This window comes from Janibacter limosus (assembly GCF_004295485.1).
In the GTDB taxonomy this organism is placed as follows: domain Bacteria; phylum Actinomycetota; class Actinomycetes; order Actinomycetales; family Dermatophilaceae; genus Janibacter; species Janibacter limosus_A.
This window is the reverse complement of sequence record NZ_CP036164.1, coordinates 2,720,277-2,736,219: the sequence shown is the minus strand read 5'-3', so window position 1 is coordinate 2,736,219 and position 15,943 is coordinate 2,720,277. Positions and strand designations below refer to the sequence as shown.

The window sequence follows — 15,943 nt, the reverse complement described above, 5'->3', positions numbered from 1 at the left end:
TCGAGAATACGATGTGCGGCCATGAGCACCCCTGCTGCAGCACCGCCCTCGACGGAGGGTTCCGCGATCGAGCGGTACTTCAAGATCGCCGAGCGTGGTTCGACCGTCGGCCGTGAGGTCCGCGGTGGTTTCGCCACCTTCTTCACGATGGCGTACATCGTCGTCCTGAACCCCCTGATCATCGGCACCCAGGCCGACTCCACCGGGGGATTCCTCGGTGGCGGCGACGGACCCAACCTGCCCATGGTGGCTGCGTGCACGGCGCTCGTCGCCGGCGTCATGACGCTGCTCATGGGCGTGGTCGCCAACTACCCGCTGGCGCTGGCCGCCGGACTGGGGCTCAACGCCTTCGTCGCCTTCGGCATCGCGAAACTGCCGGAGATGACCTGGGCCGACGCCATGGGCCTGGTCGTCATGGAGGGTCTGATCATCCTCCTGCTCGTCCTGACCGGGTTCCGCAAGGCCGTCCTGCATGCCGTACCCGCCCAGCTGAAGACGGCGATCAGCGTCGGCATCGGTCTCTTCATCACCGTCGTCGGCCTCGTCGACGCCGGCTTCGTGCGCAAGGCCGCGGGCGGTCCCCTCGGCGAGCTCGGTGTCGGTGGCTTCCTCGCCGGCTGGCCGCTGCTCGTCTTCGTCATCGGCCTCTTCATCATCATCACCCTCTACGTGCGCGGGGTGAAGGGCGCGATCCTCTACGGCATCCTCGGCACGACGATCCTCGCGATGGTCGTCGAGGCCGTCTTCAGCATCGGGTCGCAGACCAACGAGAAGGGCGAGATGGTCAACCCGACCGGGTGGGGCCTGAATGTCCCGAGCCTCCCGGACGCCGTCGTGGCGACCCCCGACTTCGGTCTGCTGGGTGACTTCAACCTGCTGGGCTCTTTCGACAAGATCGGCATCGTCTCCGCGTCGCTGCTCGTCTTCACGATCCTGCTCGCCGACTTCTTCGACACCATGGGCACGATGGTCGCCGTCGGTGCCGAGGGTGACCTGCTCGACGAGGAGGGCAACCCGCCCAACTCGCAGAGGATCCTCATCGTCGACTCGCTCGCCGCAGCCGCCGGTGGCGCCGCATCGGTCAGCTCCAACACCAGCTACATCGAGTCCGCCTCGGGTGTCGGCGAGGGGGCACGCACGGGTCTGGCCTCGGTCGTCACCGGTGTCCTCTTCCTGTTCGCGACCTTCCTCTCGCCGCTCGTCGCGGTCGTCCCCTACGAGGCCGCCACGCCGGCCCTCGTGCTCGTCGGCTTCCTGATGATGCAGCAGGTCAAGGAGATCGACTGGGACGACCTGGAGATCGCCATCCCGGCCTTCCTCACGATCATCCTGATGCCCTTCACCTACTCGATCACCGCGGGCATCGGCGCCGGCTTCGTCACCTATGTCTTCATCAAGGTGGTGCGCGGCAAGATCGGCGTCATCCACCCGCTGATGTGGCTCGTCGCCCTGCTCTTCGTCCTGTACTTCGGGATCGACCCGATCAAGGGAGTGCTCGGCGTCAGCTGAGCCCACCCCCTTCGCCCCACAGCGCCCCCGCAGCGATCCTGCGGGGGCGCTGCTGTGTCCGCACGACCTTAAGGAGATGCGCAAGAGGTGCGCACGACCTCAAGGAGATGCGGCTGGGGTGCGTACGACCTTAAGGAGATGCGGCCCCAGGTGCGCACGACCTTAAGGAGATGCGCAAGAGGTGCGCACGACCTTAAGGGGCTCTTCACAGATGAGGGTGTAACTGGGTTTGTGGCCCCGGGCGGCGTGGCGGTGGCGGGGTAGGCGTCGAGGCCTTCACATGATGGAAGTTCTCACACAACCCATCAGGAAGACCTCGACATGTCTGACGCTACCTTCACTGCCCCGGATCTGACCACGTTCGCCCGCTTGGACCAGCTCGGACTGGAGGTCACTGGCCAGTGCCTCGAGGCCGGGCAGGCGGTGCTGGCCTGCCGGGTGGTCGAGCCGGATGACTGGTGCCACCGCTGTGGCTGTCAGGGCCGGCCACGCGGCAGCGTGGTGCGCTCCTTGGCGCATGCCCCCTTCGGTCAGCGCCCCACGACCCTTCGGGTGCGGGTGCGCCGCTACACGTGCACCGACTGTGGTCATGTGTGGCGTCAGGACACCTCCCGGGCGGCTGAGCCTCGAGCCAAGCTCTCTCGTGGGGGGCTGGCGTGGGCGTTGAGCGCGATCGTGTGCCAGCACCTGTCGATGTCCCGGGTCGCCGAGGGCTTGGGCGTGGCGTGGAACACCGCCAACGACGCGGTCCTGGCCGAAGGGCGACGGGTGCTGATCGATGACCCGGCCCGCTTCGAGGGGGTGAAGGTCCTGGGTGTCGATGAGCATGTGTGGCGCCACACCCACCGCGGGGACAAGTACGTCACCGTGATCATCGACCTGACCCCTACTCGTCAGGACGGCGGCACGGCCCGGTTGCTGGACATGGTCGAAGGGCGTTCCGGGGAGGTCTTCGCTGCGTGGCTGGCCCAACGGCCCCAAGCCTGGCGTGAGGGCATCGAGGTCGTCGCGATGGACGGGTTCACAGGATTCAAGGCTGCCGCCACGAAAATGGTCCCCACCGCGGTCACGGTCATGGACCCCTTCCACGTCGTCGCCCAGGCCGGTGAGGCGATGAACCGGTGCCGACAGCGGGTGCAACGAGAGACGTGTGGGCGCCGCAGCCGCAAGGGCGACCCGTTGTACCGCGTGCGCAGGGCACTGTTCGTCGGCGACCAGTTGCGCACCCAGCGCCAGAGCGAACGCATCACGCCCGTGCTGGCCGATCCCGCCCACGCCCAGCTCGCGCAGGCCTGGCGCGCCTACCAAGAGATGATCAACGCCTACCGCGACGAGAAGCCTGCTCGAGGACGCCAGAGGATGGCCGATCTGATCGATCACCTCAACTCCCAGCCCCCCGAACAGATCGAACTACGCAAGCTCGGCAAGACCCTGCACCACCGCGCTGAGGACGTCCTGGCCTACTTCGACCACCCCGGCTCATCCAACGGACCCACCGAAGCCATCAACGGACGCCTGGAACACCTACGCGGCCTGGCCCTGGGCTTTCGCAACCTGACCCACTACATCGCCAGATCCCTCCTAGAATCCGGCGGCTTCAGACCCCAACTACACCCTCAGTTGTGAAGAGCCCCTTAAGGAGATGCGCAAGAGGTGCGCACGACCTTAAGGAGATGCGCAAGAGGTGCGTACGACCTTAAGGAGATGCGGAATAGTTAGCAAGAGTAATGAGTTGTGCTAACTTGTTGTACCTGACGAAGGGAGATCCGTGACCGAGACCGCGGCGAGACTGGGACCCAAGGCGATCAGCTCGGTGAGCGAGGACCTGCGACTGGCGTGCATGCGGATCAGTCGCAGGGTGCGCTTCGAGAGCACGGACGAGATCGCCCCGCACCAGTTCTCGGTGCTCTCCCGACTCGAGGACGGACCCCTCACCCCACGGGCGCTCGCCGACATCGAAAAGGTGTCGGCGCCGAGCATGACCCGCACCGTCGGCTGCCTGGTCGACGACGGTCTCGTCGAGCGCCATGACGACCCGGATGACGGGCGGCGCATCCTCGTCGAGCTGACCGCTGCGGGCCGCGACTTCCTCATGACGGTCCGTCGCCAGCGCGGCCGCTGGATGTCCGAACGCGTCAGCGAGCTGACGAGCGAGGAGCAGGCGGTCCTCGTGGCCGCGAGCGAGATCCTGGGCAGGATCGCCGCCCGATGAGCTCGACCTTCGCCTCCCTCTCGATCCGCAACTACCGCATCTACGCGATGGGTGCGATCGTCTCCAATGTCGGCACCTGGATGGGTCGCGTCGCGCAGGACTGGGTCGTCCTCACCGAGCTCACCGACCACTCGGCCTCAGCGCTCGGCATCGTCACCGGCCTGCAGTTCCTGCCGATGCTCCTGCTCGCCCCCTGGACCGGTGCTGTCGCCGATCGGTTCCCCAAGCGGCTCCTGCTGCTCGTCACCCAGGCCACGCTCGGGCTCACCGCTCTCGTCGGCGGTGTCCTCGTCCTGACCGGCACGGCCCAGCTGTGGCACTTCTACGTGCTGGCGCTCATCACCGGTATCGCGGCGGCCTTCGACAACCCGGCCCGCCAGACCTTCGTGTCCGAGATGGTGCCGCGCCACCGGTTGAGCAATGCGGTCGCGCTCAACAGCGCCTCCTTCAACCTCGGCCGTCTCATCGGACCGGGTGTGGCCGGCCTGGTCATCGCCGGTATCGGCTCCGGCCAGGCGCTGGTCGTCAACTCGCTGACCTTCGTCTCGGTGATCATCGCGCTGCTGTGCCTGCGGACGAGCGAGATGACTCCGGCGCCCAGGGTGACCGGTCGCGGGACGGCTCTGGAGGGCCTGCGCTATGTGCGAGGGAGGCCGGACATCGTGCTCGTCCTCGTCCTGATCTTCGTCCTCGGCACCTTCGGGATGAACTTCCAGCTGACGATCGCACTGATGGCGACCCAGACCTTCCACAAGGGCGCGGAGGAGTACGGCCTGCTCGGGTCGATCATGGCCATCGGGTCACTGGCTGCGGCGCTCATGGCTGCCCGCCGCAACGAGCCCCGGCTGCGCGTGCTGCTGATGGCGCTCGTCGGCTTCACCCTCGCCACCACGGCCGCGTCGCTGGCGCCGACCTACACGACCTTCGCCATCGCGCTCATCGCGTGCGGCATGACCTCGCTCACCGCGATGACCACCGCCAATGCCATGGTCCAGATGCGCACCGAGCCGATGATGCGCGGGCGGGTCATGGCCCTGTACATGGCGATCTTCTTCGGCGGGACGCCCCTCGGTGCGCCGGTCATCGGCTGGATCGGCGACGTGCTGGGTGCTCGTTGGACGCTCGGTGTCGGGGCGATCGCGGTAGGGATCACGCTCGTCGTGGTGTCCTTCTGGCTCGGACGGCACGAGAATGTCGAGGTGACCTACTCGAGCCAGCGCCGCCCCCGCGTGCGCGTCCTGTCAACGCCCACCCAAGACATGCCCGAGGCCGCCCGGTGACCCCGCGCTTCCGCCGGATCATGACCTGGCTGGTCCTCGCCTCACTCGTCCTCGTGGCGATCGCCGCGGCCTTCTAGGTCAGACCCTCCCGGGTCAGGCGCGCTCGAGCACGAAGTCGATGCAGGCCAGCAGCGCCGAGACGTCGTCGGGGTCGACCGCCGGGAAGGTCGCGATCCGCAGCTGGTTGCGACCCAGCTTGCGATAGGGCTCGACGTCGACGATCCCGTTGTGCCGCAACGTCGCCGCGATGGCGGCGGCATCCACCTCGTCGGCGAAGTCGACGGTCGTGACGACCTGAGAGCGGGCTGCCGGGTCGGCCACGAAGAGGCTCGTGTGCTCCCCCTTCGTCGCCCAGTCGTGGATCCGCGAGGAGGAGTCCGCAGTGCGACCCGCGGCGAAGGGGAGGCCTCCCGACGCGTTCATCCACCGCACCTGCTCGTCCATGAGGGCGAGCGTGGCGACGGCGGGGGTGTTGAGGGTCTGGTCCTTGCGTGAGTTGTCGATCGCCGCGGTCAGGGAGAGGAAGTCGGGGATCCACCGGTCGGTGGCGGCGATCTCCTCGGCGCGAGCGATCGCCGCGGGGCTCATGACGGCGAACCAGATGCCACCGTCGGAGGCGAAGGATTTTTGCGGGGCGAAGTAGTAGGTGTCCGTCTGCGTGATGTCGACGGGCAGCCCGCCTGCGCCGGACGTGGCGTCGACGAGGACGAGGGCGCCGTCATCGATGCCCTCGGGGCGCTGCACGGGTGCCATGACGCCCGTGGAGGTCTCGTTGTGCGGCCAGGCATAGGCGTCGACGCCCGCGACGGCCCCGGGGGAGGCCAGCCCGCCCGGCTCCGCCGAGCGCACATCGGGGTCGGCGAGGAAGGGGGCCTTGCGCGTGACCGCGGCGAACTTGCTCGAGAACTCGCCGAAGACGAGGTGCTGGGCGCGCTCACGGACCAGGCCCAGCGCCGCGATGTCCCAGAAGGCCGTCGACCCGCCGTTGCCGAGGACGACCTCGTAGCCGTCCGGCAGCGAGAAGAGGTCGCCGAGGCCCTCGCGGAGGCTGCCGACGATCGAGCGGACCGGCGCCTGCCGGTGGGAGGTGCCGAGCACCGTGCCCGCGATCGAGGTGAGGTGGGCGACCTGCTCCGGGCGGACCCGCGAGGGGCCGGACCCGAAGCGTCCGTCCCTGGGACTCAGGTGATCGGGGATGGTGAGGTCGGTCATCACTGGACCTTGGCCAGCTCGGAGTCCTTGGGCTTGACGATCGACACCGGCTCGCCCCAGCCCTTGGCGATGAGCGTGGCGTTGGCGCCGTTCTGGGTGAAGGACATCTTGCGGACGAGATCGTCCTCGTCGAGCCACACGTCGTAGATCAACCTCGCAGGAGCGTTGGGGTCGGGATCCAGCCCGAGCTCCTTGCGCACATCGGCGGTGCGCACAGTGGCGGTGTAGTGCGTCGTGGTCACACCCTCGACCTTTTCGCTGCCCTTGTCGCCCGCTGACTCGACGCCAGCAACGAAGGCATCGAGCTGCTTGCGCATGCTCAGTGCCGACGTCTGTTCCAGTGCCTGCTTAACCAGTGGATTGGTCGAGCCCTTGGTGATGGCGACCCATTTGGGGGGCTGGGCCAAGTAGTACGTCCCGTCGACGAGCCGATACGTGAACTTTTGACCGTTGAGGTCGAGCTCCATCTCGAGGGCTTCGTTCTTCAGGTCCTGCACACCGGTGGCAGTGATGCCGGGCTGCCCTTGGGCGCCCATCTTCACGTCGATCGTGACCGTCGGGTTCCGATGGATGGCCCTTTCGATCTTGCTGGTGAACTCCTTGGGGTCGAAGGGCGTGCCCGTGTCGGTGGGCTTCGACGAGGACGACGAGGACGATGTCTTCTTCGCCGTCTTCGACGTGGTTGTCGGGGCACTGCTCGACGTCGTGGTCGGCGCCTGCGTGGAGGTGCTGCCGGTGCCCGCGGTCGGGCCCGGACCACCGTCCCCCCCGCACGCGGCGAGGGCAAGAACCGCCGAGGCGGCAAGCGTCATCGAGATCCTGCGCATGGTGTCCCCTCGTCCCCGGAAGCCGATCAGGCGGGGAGCGTGTCGTAGCCGGCCACGTCGCTGATCGGGCGCGGTCCCGGGCCGGTGTAGTTGCTGCTCGGGCGGATGAGGCGACCGGTGCGCTTCTGCTCGAGCACGTGGGCCGACCAACCGGCCGTGCGGGCACAGACGAAGAGCGGGGTCATCATCTCGCCGGGGACATCGGCGAAGTCGAGCAGGACCGCGGCCCAGTAGTCGACATTGGTCTCCATCTTGCGGTCCGGGTAGCGGTCCGCGAGCTCGGCGATGGCCGCCTTCTCCAGCTCGAGGGCCACCTCGTAGCGGGGGGCGCCCAGGCGCTGGCAGGTCTCGCGCAGGACGGCCGCGCGCGGGTCGTAGGCCCGGTAGACGCGGTGACCGAAGCCCATGAGGCGCTCCTTGTTGTCGAGCGCGTCCTTGACGTACTTGGTCGCGTCGCCGGTGCGCTCGACACCCTCGATCATGTGCTGGGCGCGGGACGGGGCGCCACCGTGCAGCGGTCCGGACATCGCACCGACGGCCCCGGAGAGGCAGGCGGCCGCGTCGGCGCCGGTGGAGGCGATGACCCGTGCGGTGAAGGTCGAGGCGTTCATCCCGTGCTCGGCAGCGGAGATGAAGTAGGCGTTGATGGCCTCGACGTGCTTGGGGTCGGGCTCGCCGCGCCAGCGGATCATGAAGCGCTCGACGATGCTCTTGCCCTCGTCGACGCGCGCCTGGGGGACCATCGCGGTGTTCTGGCCGTGCGCGGACTGGGCGATGAAGGACAGCGCCATGACCGACGAGCGGGCGAGGTCCTCACGGACTTGGGTGTCATCGATGTCGAGCAGCGGCTTGAAGCCCCACAGCGGTGCCAGCTGGGCCAGCGCGGACTGCACGTCGACGCGGATGTCGCCGCTGTGCACGGGGAGGGGGAAGGGCTCGGCCGGCGGGAGACCCGGGTCGAAGGAGTCGTCGACGAGCAGGCCCCACACGTCACCGAAGGTGACCTTGCCGACGAGGTCGTTGATGTCGACCCCTCGGTACCGCAGGTTGCCACCAGCCTTGTCGGGCTCGGCGATCTGGGACTCGAAGGCGACGACGCCCTCGAGGCCGTGCTTGACATCCGTGTCGGACATATCTGGTGTGCCTTCCTGCTCAGCCGTCTGTTGCTCTGTGCACATTCTGCACTCTTCGCTTCAAGGACTGGCCGGTAGCATGCCCGAAGCCGCTCCGGCGGCAGACGACCCACGACACACGAGGAGCAGCGGTGGCACGTTCACGCCTCGGGTACAGCCCTGCGCTCGACGGGGTCCGGGGCCTTTTCATGCTCTGCTTCATGGCCTTCCACTTCGGGGTCACGTGGCTCACCGGAGCCTGGGTCGGCATCAACCTCTTCTTCGTCCTGTCCGCCTTCCTCATCACCCGGCTGCTCGTGGAGGAGAAGATCACCAGCGGCGGCATCGACGCCATCGCCTTCTACACGCGCCGCGCGCGGCGACTCCTGCCCGCCCTCTTCCTCGTCCTGGGTTTCGTCATCGTCTACGCCGTGCTGTGGGCCGACGACACGGTCCGTCGCAAGATCGGCGGGGACGTCATGGCCACCTTGGGCTATGTCATGAACTGGCGGCTGATCTCGGAGGGCGACCAGTACTTCGGCACCCTGGGTGGGGCCACCCCCCTTCGTCATGCGTGGACGCTCGCGATCGAGGAGCAGTTCTACGTCCTCGTCCCCTTCGTCATCCTCGCCCTGATGGCCCTGGTCCGCTCCCGCCGGGCCATCACCCTCGTGCTCGTGATCGGCGCCGTGCTCAGCGCGGTGTGGACCGCGGTGCTCGGATTCCACGACGCGAGCGACTACCCGCGGGTGTACTACGGCACGGACGCCCGCGCTCAGGCGCTCTTCGTCGGCGCGGCCCTCGGGGTCTGGCTCGCGCCGGGCCGCAGCGGCGCGGTCCCGACCTTCCCCCGACCCGTCGTCCTGGGTGCCGGTGTCGTCGGGGTCGTCACCAGCATCGGTGCCTTCTTCGTCGTCGGCCCCTACTCGGCATGGATGTTCAACCTCGGCGGGATGCTCTTCTTCGCGTTGGGAGCGGCCCTGCTCGTCCTCGCCTGCGCCGATGAGCGCCCGAGCTGGGTGCAGACGATCTTCGGGTGGCGCCCGCTGGCCTATGCAGGACGGCTGTCCTACGGGCTCTACCTGTGGCACTGGCCGATCTGGCTGGCCTTCGGCAACCGACGTCTCGTCGACAACGGGATCGCAAATTTCGTCATCTGCTCCGTGCTGACGGTCGGGATCGCGCACCTGTCGTACCAGTACATCGAGCGCCCGGTGATCAAGAAGGGGGTCCGCGGCCTCTTCCCGACGCTGCGCACCCGCGCGGTCGCGGTCGTCGTGCCCGTCGTGCTCCTCGCCGGCTGCGGCCTGGCCATCGCGCACAGCGCTCCCACCTCCCCGGCGCCCGGCGACACAGCGATTGCCGCCCCGGCCGGCCCGCCCCCCATGATCGTCAAGGGGCAGGAGGAGTACGTCTCGGGTGAGCCGGCGCGGGTGGGCGTCTACGGCGACTCCGTCCCCTTCTTCCTCGTCGACCGCTTCCAGTCGGCCCCCTTCCCCGGCGTGACGCTGAAGAACTACTCCCGTGAGGGTTGCGACCTGCTCGCCGAGCCGATGAGCTGGGCCCCAGGGTTCCAGATGGGCAACGAGCCGCTGTGCACGCAGATGAAGAAGGACTGGCCGGCGAAGTTCACGCAGAACGACGACCAGGTGCTCCTCGTGTGGGCCTCACCGCTGCTCGCCGTGCCGCACGTCGTCGGCGGCGAGCGGCTGTGGCTGGATGACCCGGAGTACGTCCACCTCATCGACGAGCGCCTCGACACGGTGCGCAAGGAGGCGGTCGACGCCGGCGCGCAGCAGGTCCAGATCGTCAACGTGCCCTGCCGCAAGCCGGTCAAGGAGACGCTCCCCGAGGAATTCCGCTTCGTCTTCGACTCCAACCCCAAGATCGTCAAGGAGTACAAGGACCCGACGAAGATCAATGCGATCGTCGATGACTGGGCTGCGTCCCACGACGACGTCGCGGTCGTCGACCTCCACGGCGCCCTCTGCTCCGACGGCTACCAAGAGAAGATCGACGGCATCCAGGTCTTCAACGACTACCTGCACTTCTCGCCCGAGGCGACCCCGATGATCTGGAGCTACGTCCTCGGTGAGGTCAGCGCCAACTACGCGAAGCGGTGAGGATCACGCGTCCCGGAAGTTCCAAGCGGTGACGATCTCGGGCGCCAGCCAGGTCCACACGAGCTGGGCCCCCTGCCGGGCGAAGTGCACCCGGTCGACATAGACCTCGGCGCCGTTGATGTTCGCCCGGTAGCCGTTGGCGCACAGCACCCCGTTGAGGTCGAGGACAGCGACCGAGACCGGACCGCCTTCGTCCTGGACCCCCTTCGCCCAGCGGCTGACCACCTGGTTGGTGGAGGTGGGGTCGATCTTGACGGCGCCCAGCTCCGCTCCGTCACGGACGGTGGCTGGGTCGTCGTGGCACGTGGCGTTGACGATCTGCAGCTGACGGGCCCCGGCATCCTCGGTCTGCGCGAGCAGCGCGTCCAGGGCGCGCCGGACCTGCCGGTCGTGTTCTGGAGCGCCCGGCTCGAAGGTGCGGCCGTCGATGACCATCGGCTGGGTCAAAGCGGTCTCGATGGGGGAGAGCACGATCTGTGCTCCCGACCCGCGTACCTCACCGGGCCACTGCGAGCGCCAACTGGCGCACGTCGGGTCCTCCTCGACCTCGCCTCCTCCCATGTACCTGAAGGTGATCGGCACCGGGTTGCAGGAGCCTCGGCGCGTGTGGCCACTGACGTCCAGCCCCGGATACTCGCGACCCCGGAACCCGTCGCGCATCGACTGGGCGATCGAGCTGCCGACGACGGCAACTTTGAGATCACCCGCAGGCGGGCGGTACTCGGCGGTGGCGCTCAGCGGCGTGCCATCCCAGTCCCCATTGATGAGCGGTGACCAGACCGTGCTCAACGCGAGCGAGACCGCGGCCAGCGCTGCGATGACGGTCGGTGCGGCCCATTGCCGCAACCCGCGACCCAGACTGCGCGGGACAAGGGCACGGAAGCCACCGATCATCACGGGCAACTCGACGAACCGATAGGACAGGACCGCGCAGATCCACGCCAGGACGAGCTTGATGACGATCGCCAGGGCCATGGGTAGGCCGTCCATGGGCAGCCAGATCGTGATCGGCCAGTGGAAGAGGTAGAGCCCGTAGGAGATCTGGCCGAGGTGGACCAGGGGTGACCAGCCCATGAGGCGGTTGATCCGCAGCGGTCGGGGGTCCAGCGCAGAGGCGCTCATGCACGCGGCCATCACAGCGAAGATCACCATCCCCCCGCGCTCGAAGATCCAGCGGCCGGTCTCGTCGAGCAGGAAAAAGGCCGAAATCGACAGCAGGGTGCCGCCCCAGCCGATCACCTCGGCGACGGATCGGCTCAGTCGAGGGGCTCGCCCGCGTCGGTCCGGCGTCATGAGCATCGCGACGGCCAGGCCGACGAGGATCGCCTGTGCGCGGACGTCGGTGCCGTAGTAGAGGCGTGATCCGGTGGCTCCCGCCCCGGCGAGGTGCGCGGTCCAGACCGCAGATGCGACGGCCAGCCCGAGGGCGATCACTGTGCGTGCCCACCGCCGGCGCACGAGCAGGACGGCCGCCACGACGAAGGGGGCGAGGAGGTAGAACTGCTCCTCGACCCCGAGGGTCCACACGTGCCGCAGGGGGCTGGGCTCGACGAGGAGGTCGAAGTATTGGTCATCGCGGGAGACCAGGCGCCAGTTCTGCCAGAAGGTGATGGTGGCGAACGCGTCACCAGCCGTCTGCGGGCGATCGCCGGAGTCGACGAGCAAGGTGTGGGCGAGGACGGCGGTGACGAGCAGCACCATCGCAGGCACGATCCGCCGAGCTCGGCGTAGGTAGAAGCGGACGGCGTCGATGCGGCCGCGGCGCTGCCACTCCTTGATGAGGATCCCGCCGATGAGGAAGCCGGAAAAGGTGAAGAAATGGTTGATCCCCACCCAGCCGCCGGCCAGTTCGGTGACCCCGAAGTGGTAAAGCATGACCAAGATGATGAAAAGCCCGCGGTAGCCATCGATGGCCGGCCGGTAGGAGGTGCCCATCTGATCCAGGTCCGTGCTGACGAGATCGCGCCACGAGGTGCGCTGGCGGCGGTCGTGCCGCGGAGCGGCAGGGCGCATGCGAAACTCCAGGAAGGGGCGGGCCGGAATGATGGTCCCGGGCAGGCTACCGGCCAGTCCGGGGTGGTGGGGCGACGGCCGTAGTCTGGCGCCATGAGCGCTTCGCCGGACGGGATCATCCCCCGCACGCCCCCGCGACCGGACCACGTGGACTACGCCGGGGAGGGGTTGGACGAAGGGGAGGTGCCGGGCGCTCCCTTCGGCCTGATCTCGTCGTGGGTCGACACCGCACGAGCCCGGCAGGTCGAGCGTGGCGACGTGCCCGAGCCGATGTCCTTCGCGGTCGCGACCGTCGACGCGCAGGGCCGGCCCGATGTCCGCACGGTGCTCATGCGATTCCTCGACCCGGTCGGGCCGGGCTTCGTCACCAGCCTCGAGTCGGCCAAGAGCCGCCAGCTGGAGGCCACTCCCTTCGTCGCGGCCACGCTGACCTGGCCGGCGATGTTTCGCGCGATCCGATTCCGCGGCCGGGCCGAGCGCATCGATGACGCGCAGCTCGACACCTACTTCGCCGACCGCCCGCGAGGCTCACAGCTGAGCGCCTGGGTCTCGCGCCAGTCGCAGCCCGTCGAGGGCCGTGCGCCGCTGGAGCAGGCATGGGCCGAGGTCGAGGCCCGCTACGAGGGCCAGGACGTGCCTCGCCCCGATGACTTCGGTGGTTGGCGCATCGCGTGCGATGAGGTCGAGGCCTGGGCCGGCCGCAGCAACCGCCTGCACGACCGCTTCCGCTGGACGCGCGTCGCGGACGGCGGCCTGGACGACCCCGCCGCCTGGAAGGTCGAGCGACTGCAGCCCTGACACGGGCAGGACGGGCGGGCGCCGCCCGTCACCAGTGGTGCATGGACGCCCGGACGACCCCGGCGATGTCCTCCTCGGTGACCTCGCGGGGGGCGGTGGCGAGCAGCCGCTGCTGCTGCATGGTGCCGCTGACGATCCCGTCGACGTCGGCGTCCGTGTAGCCGATCTCGGCGAGGCCGGAGGGCTGGCCGATGTCGCGCATGAGGCGGCGCAGGACGGCCGAGAGCCGCTCGGGCTCGGCCACGTCGGCGTCCAGGCCCTGCGGGTCGAGCCAGCTAGCCGCGGCGAGGTGGCGCTGCGGGTCGGCCTCGAAGGTCATCGCGAAGGCCGCCGGAGCGGTCGAGGCGACGGCCATGCCGTGCGGGACCATCGCCTCGCTCGCGTCGTACCCGTCGGGGCGGAAGCCGGAGCCGAGGTCGTGCACGCGGCCCGCGACGGGGTAGGCGTTGGCGTGCGGCACATGGACCCCGGCGTTGCCGAAGCCCATCCCGGCGAAGGTCGCCGCGAGAGCCATGTCGGTGCGGGCGGCCTCGTCGCCGGCGACGGCGCGACGGAAGGCCCCGGCGAGCAGACGCATCGCGCGCTCGGCGTACATGTCGGCGATCGGGTTGGCGCCGCAGTACGGGACCCGCTGCTCCGGCGTCTTGTGCTCGTAGGTCGTGTAGGTCCGCGCGGTCCAGGACTCGAGGGCGTGGCAGAGGATGTCCATGCCCGCCGACGCCGTGACGCCGGGAGGCTGGGTCGCGGTGAGCTCGGGATCGACGACGGCGAGCACGGGGCGCAGCCGCTCGTGGCTGATGCCGGTCTTGACCTTGGCCTCGAGCACGTCGAGGACGCAGATGGTCGTCGACTCGCTGCCGGTGCCGGTGGTCGTGGGCACGGCGATGACCGGCAGGACCGGGTGCTCGGGTGCGCGCCCGCCACCGACGGGGGCGTTGACGTAGTCCATGAGCTCGCCGGGGTTGGTGAGGAGCAGGGAGACGGCCTTGGCGGTGTCGATGCTCGACCCACCACCGACGGCGACGACGGCGTCGACGGGGGCCACCCCCTTCGCCCGCTCCACGGCCGCGGCCAGCGAGGCGTCACTGGGCTCGACGGCGGCGGAGTCGTGGATCTCGACACGCAGCCCGGCGGACCGGAGTGCGTCGGCGACCCGCTCGGGGTGCCCGGTCGCCATCAGGCGGGGGTCGGTGACGACGAGGGCGCTGCGGGCGCCGAGCCCGGCGACGTCGTGGCCGATCTCGCTGATGGCGCCGGGACCGAACTTCAGCTTCGGCGCCGCGTAGGTGAAGACGGACTCGGGCATGCTGGGGGTGGGCAGCATCAGGACTCCCTGTGGACCTTGTGGGCGGCGGCCTGGGCTCGTGGCTTGATGACGAGCAGGTCGACGTTGACGTGCGGCGGCCGGGTGGCCATCCACGTGATGGCGTCGGCGATGTCGTCGGCGACGAGGGGCTCGGCGACGCCGGCGTAGACCTTGTCAGCGCGCTCGCTGTCGCCCTTGAAGCGGGTGAGGGAGAAGCCCTCGGTGTGCACCATCCCGGGGGCGATCTCGGTGATCCGCACCGGCTGGTCGACGAGCTCCAGGCGCATCGTCTCGGTCATCGTCGCCAGCGCGTGCTTGGCGGCCGTGTAGCCGGCGCCGCCCTCGTAGGAGGTGCGTCCCGCCGTGGAGCCGACGTTGACGATGATCCCCTCACCCGCGACGAGCGAAGGGAGCAGAGCCTGCGTCACGCGGAGGGTCCCGATGACGTTGACCTCGTACATGGTGCGCCAGTCCTCGATGTCACCGGTGGCGACGGGGTCGAGACCGTAGGCGCCGCCGGCGTTGTTGACGAGCACCGCGAGCTGGTCGCCGACCTCGGCCGCGAGCTCGGCCACCGAGTCGGCGTCGGTGACATCGCAGGTGACCGCCCGTCCGTCGATCTTGGCGGCGAGATCGACGATGCGGTCGGTGCGGCGGGCGGCGCAGATGACCTCGTGGCCGGCGGCCGCGAGCGCGCGGGCGGTGGCGGCGCCGATGCCGGAGCTGGCGCCGGTGACGAGGGCGAGGGGGCGGGTCATGGGCTCTCCTGTGGCTGGGCTGCGGGGGCGGTGCCGGGGATGGTGTCGCGGCCGACAGCGATCCAGGTCGCGGCGGCGCTGGCGAGCAGGCGCTCGCCGTCGAGGAGGGCCGTGCCGGACCATCGCTTGCGGCCCTCTCGCCCGGCGGCCCAGGCCAGGACGACGAGCTCGCGCCCGACCGGGACGGGGGCGTGGACGGTGGAGGTGAAGGTGCCGAGCAGCAGCGCGTCCTCGCCGAAGCCGACGGTGAAGGCGCCCGGGCAGTCCAGCGCCGCGAGGACCGAGGGCAGGCCCTCCTCGGTGAGGGTCACGGGTGCGGCGAGGACGTCGTCGCGTCCGGCGACGGGGCTGGCGTAGACGTGCAGGCCGGCGTCGTTGTCGGGCCCGCAGACGAAGCACCCGGGATAGGGGTGGTTGCTCGCGTCGAAGCCGGCCGCTGCCGCACGGGCGTCCTCGAGGGTGACCGGTGCGGGGATCGTGAGCTCGGGCAAAGGGACCCGACGGGCCGTCCCGAGCAGCGTCTCCCCGTCGAGCAGGTGGAGGGAGAGGTCAGGACCGTCGGCGACCGAGCCGTCGACCTCCCACTGCAGCGGACGGCCGAGCGGCGTCGGGGCGCTGAGGCGTACCGTCGCCGAGGTCAGGTCCCCCTCCGCGGGGACGAGGTCGTCGAGACGCTCGGTGAGCAGGCCGCTGACCCAGCCGCCGTTGCCGCACCCCGGAGGTCCGGCATGGCGTGGGGAGACGGTCGTCGTCTCGGCTGTGGTGTGCACCACCCCAACCTAGCGATGCGCTC

The 15,943-nt window shown here is 69.2% G+C and carries 13 protein-coding genes; 6 read left to right on the top strand and 7 right to left on the bottom strand.

The genetic code is table 11. The annotated features are described in order from the left end of the window. The first annotated feature begins 21 nt into the window (after positions 1-21). The 4 genes from EXU32_RS13050 (at position 22) to EXU32_RS13035 (ending at position 5,001) form a co-directional block, all read left to right on the top strand. A complete protein-coding gene (locus EXU32_RS13050) occupies positions 22-1,509 on the top strand; it encodes an NCS2 family permease (RefSeq protein ID WP_130630290.1) in 1,488 nt (495 codons plus the stop codon). A 321-nt stretch (positions 1,510-1,830) separates the two neighbouring features. After that, positions 1,831-3,135 (top strand): ISL3 family transposase, encoded by a 1,305-nt coding sequence (locus tag EXU32_RS13045; protein ID WP_130628169.1) that lies wholly within the window; start codon positions 1,831-1,833, stop codon positions 3,133-3,135. A gap of 142 nt (positions 3,136-3,277) precedes the next feature. Beyond that, complete coding sequence (locus tag EXU32_RS13040; RefSeq protein ID WP_235499478.1) at positions 3,278-3,721, top strand: MarR family winged helix-turn-helix transcriptional regulator; 444 nt, start codon at positions 3,278-3,280, stop codon at positions 3,719-3,721. Next, a complete protein-coding gene (locus EXU32_RS13035) occupies positions 3,718-5,001 on the top strand; it encodes an MFS transporter (protein WP_130630289.1) in 1,284 nt (427 codons plus the stop codon). The genes EXU32_RS13040 and EXU32_RS13035 overlap by 4 nt, the downstream gene beginning before the upstream one ends. 93 nt (positions 5,002-5,094) lie before the next feature. On the opposite strand, the gene serC is transcribed toward EXU32_RS13035, so the two are convergent. The 3 genes from serC to EXU32_RS13020 are packed head-to-tail and all read right to left on the bottom strand — an operon-like array spanning position 5,095 to position 8,173. Continuing rightward, complete coding sequence (gene serC, locus EXU32_RS13030; protein ID WP_130630288.1) at positions 5,095-6,213, bottom strand: phosphoserine transaminase; 1,119 nt, start codon at positions 6,211-6,213, stop codon at positions 5,095-5,097. Beyond that, positions 6,213-7,040 carry an LppX_LprAFG lipoprotein gene (locus EXU32_RS13025; RefSeq protein ID WP_130630287.1) on the bottom strand — a complete coding sequence of 276 codons (828 nt, stop codon included), beginning with the start codon at positions 7,038-7,040 and terminating at the stop codon, positions 6,213-6,215. The genes serC and EXU32_RS13025 overlap by 1 nt, the downstream gene beginning before the upstream one ends. A gap of 26 nt (positions 7,041-7,066) precedes the next feature. Beyond that, positions 7,067-8,173, bottom strand: coding sequence for a citrate synthase 2 (locus EXU32_RS13020; RefSeq protein ID WP_055997124.1), 1,107 nt, complete (start codon positions 8,171-8,173; stop codon positions 7,067-7,069). Positions 8,174-8,304: 131 nt separating this feature from the next. On the opposite strand from EXU32_RS13020, the gene EXU32_RS13015 reads away from it, so the two are divergent. Further along, entirely contained in the window at positions 8,305-10,275 is a 1,971-nt protein-coding gene (locus EXU32_RS13015; RefSeq protein ID WP_130630286.1) for an acyltransferase family protein, read from the top strand. Between the two features lie 3 nt (positions 10,276-10,278). On the opposite strand, the gene EXU32_RS13010 is transcribed toward EXU32_RS13015, so the two are convergent. Beyond that, entirely contained in the window at positions 10,279-12,288 is a 2,010-nt protein-coding gene (locus tag EXU32_RS13010) for an acyltransferase family protein (RefSeq protein ID WP_130630285.1), read from the bottom strand. A gap of 93 nt (positions 12,289-12,381) precedes the next feature. Here EXU32_RS13010 and pdxH point away from each other — a divergent pair, with 93 nt between their 5' ends. Next, entirely contained in the window at positions 12,382-13,086 is a 705-nt protein-coding gene (gene pdxH, locus EXU32_RS13005) for a pyridoxamine 5'-phosphate oxidase (protein ID WP_130630284.1), read from the top strand. A 28-nt stretch (positions 13,087-13,114) separates the two neighbouring features. Here pdxH and EXU32_RS13000 read toward each other — a convergent pair whose 3' ends face one another. From EXU32_RS13000 to EXU32_RS12990, 3 genes are read right to left on the bottom strand one after another with little or no spacing between them, the layout of a single operon-like run. Further along, complete coding sequence (locus EXU32_RS13000) at positions 13,115-14,410, bottom strand: hydroxyacid-oxoacid transhydrogenase (RefSeq protein ID WP_242612789.1); 1,296 nt, start codon at positions 14,408-14,410, stop codon at positions 13,115-13,117. Then, positions 14,410-15,150: an SDR family NAD(P)-dependent oxidoreductase gene (locus tag EXU32_RS12995; RefSeq protein WP_130630283.1), complete on the bottom strand. Its 741-nt coding sequence runs from the start codon at positions 15,148-15,150 to the stop codon at positions 14,410-14,412. Before EXU32_RS12995 ends, EXU32_RS13000 begins: the two co-directional genes overlap by 1 nt. After that, complete coding sequence (locus EXU32_RS12990; RefSeq protein ID WP_130630282.1) at positions 15,147-15,920, bottom strand: hypothetical protein; 774 nt, start codon at positions 15,918-15,920, stop codon at positions 15,147-15,149. Before EXU32_RS12990 ends, EXU32_RS12995 begins: the two co-directional genes overlap by 4 nt. Between the last annotated feature and the right edge of the window lie 23 nt (positions 15,921-15,943).

Bases quoted from the DNA above. Each gene is read 5' to 3' on its own strand.
- EXU32_RS13020 (WP_055997124.1), bottom strand. From the start codon at position 8,173: ATGTCCGACACGGATGTCAAGCACGGCCTCGAGGGCGTCGTCGCCTTC.
- EXU32_RS13000 (WP_242612789.1), bottom strand. From the start codon at position 14,410: ATGCTGCCCACCCCCAGCATGCCCGAGTCCGTCTTCACCTACGCGGCG.
- EXU32_RS13035 (WP_130630289.1), top strand. From the start codon at position 3,718: ATGAGCTCGACCTTCGCCTCCCTCTCGATCCGCAACTACCGCATCTAC.
- EXU32_RS13045 (WP_130628169.1), top strand. From the start codon at position 1,831: ATGTCTGACGCTACCTTCACTGCCCCGGATCTGACCACGTTCGCCCGC.
- EXU32_RS12995 (WP_130630283.1), bottom strand. From the start codon at position 15,150: ATGACCCGCCCCCTCGCCCTCGTCACCGGCGCCAGCTCCGGCATCGGC.
- pdxH (WP_130630284.1), top strand. From the start codon at position 12,382: ATGAGCGCTTCGCCGGACGGGATCATCCCCCGCACGCCCCCGCGACCG.
- serC (WP_130630288.1), bottom strand. From the start codon at position 6,213: ATGACCGACCTCACCATCCCCGATCACCTGAGTCCCAGGGACGGACGC.
- EXU32_RS13025 (WP_130630287.1), bottom strand. From the start codon at position 7,040: ATGCGCAGGATCTCGATGACGCTTGCCGCCTCGGCGGTTCTTGCCCTC.
- EXU32_RS13050 (WP_130630290.1), top strand. From the start codon at position 22: ATGAGCACCCCTGCTGCAGCACCGCCCTCGACGGAGGGTTCCGCGATC.
- EXU32_RS13010 (WP_130630285.1), bottom strand. From the start codon at position 12,288: ATGCGCCCTGCCGCTCCGCGGCACGACCGCCGCCAGCGCACCTCGTGG.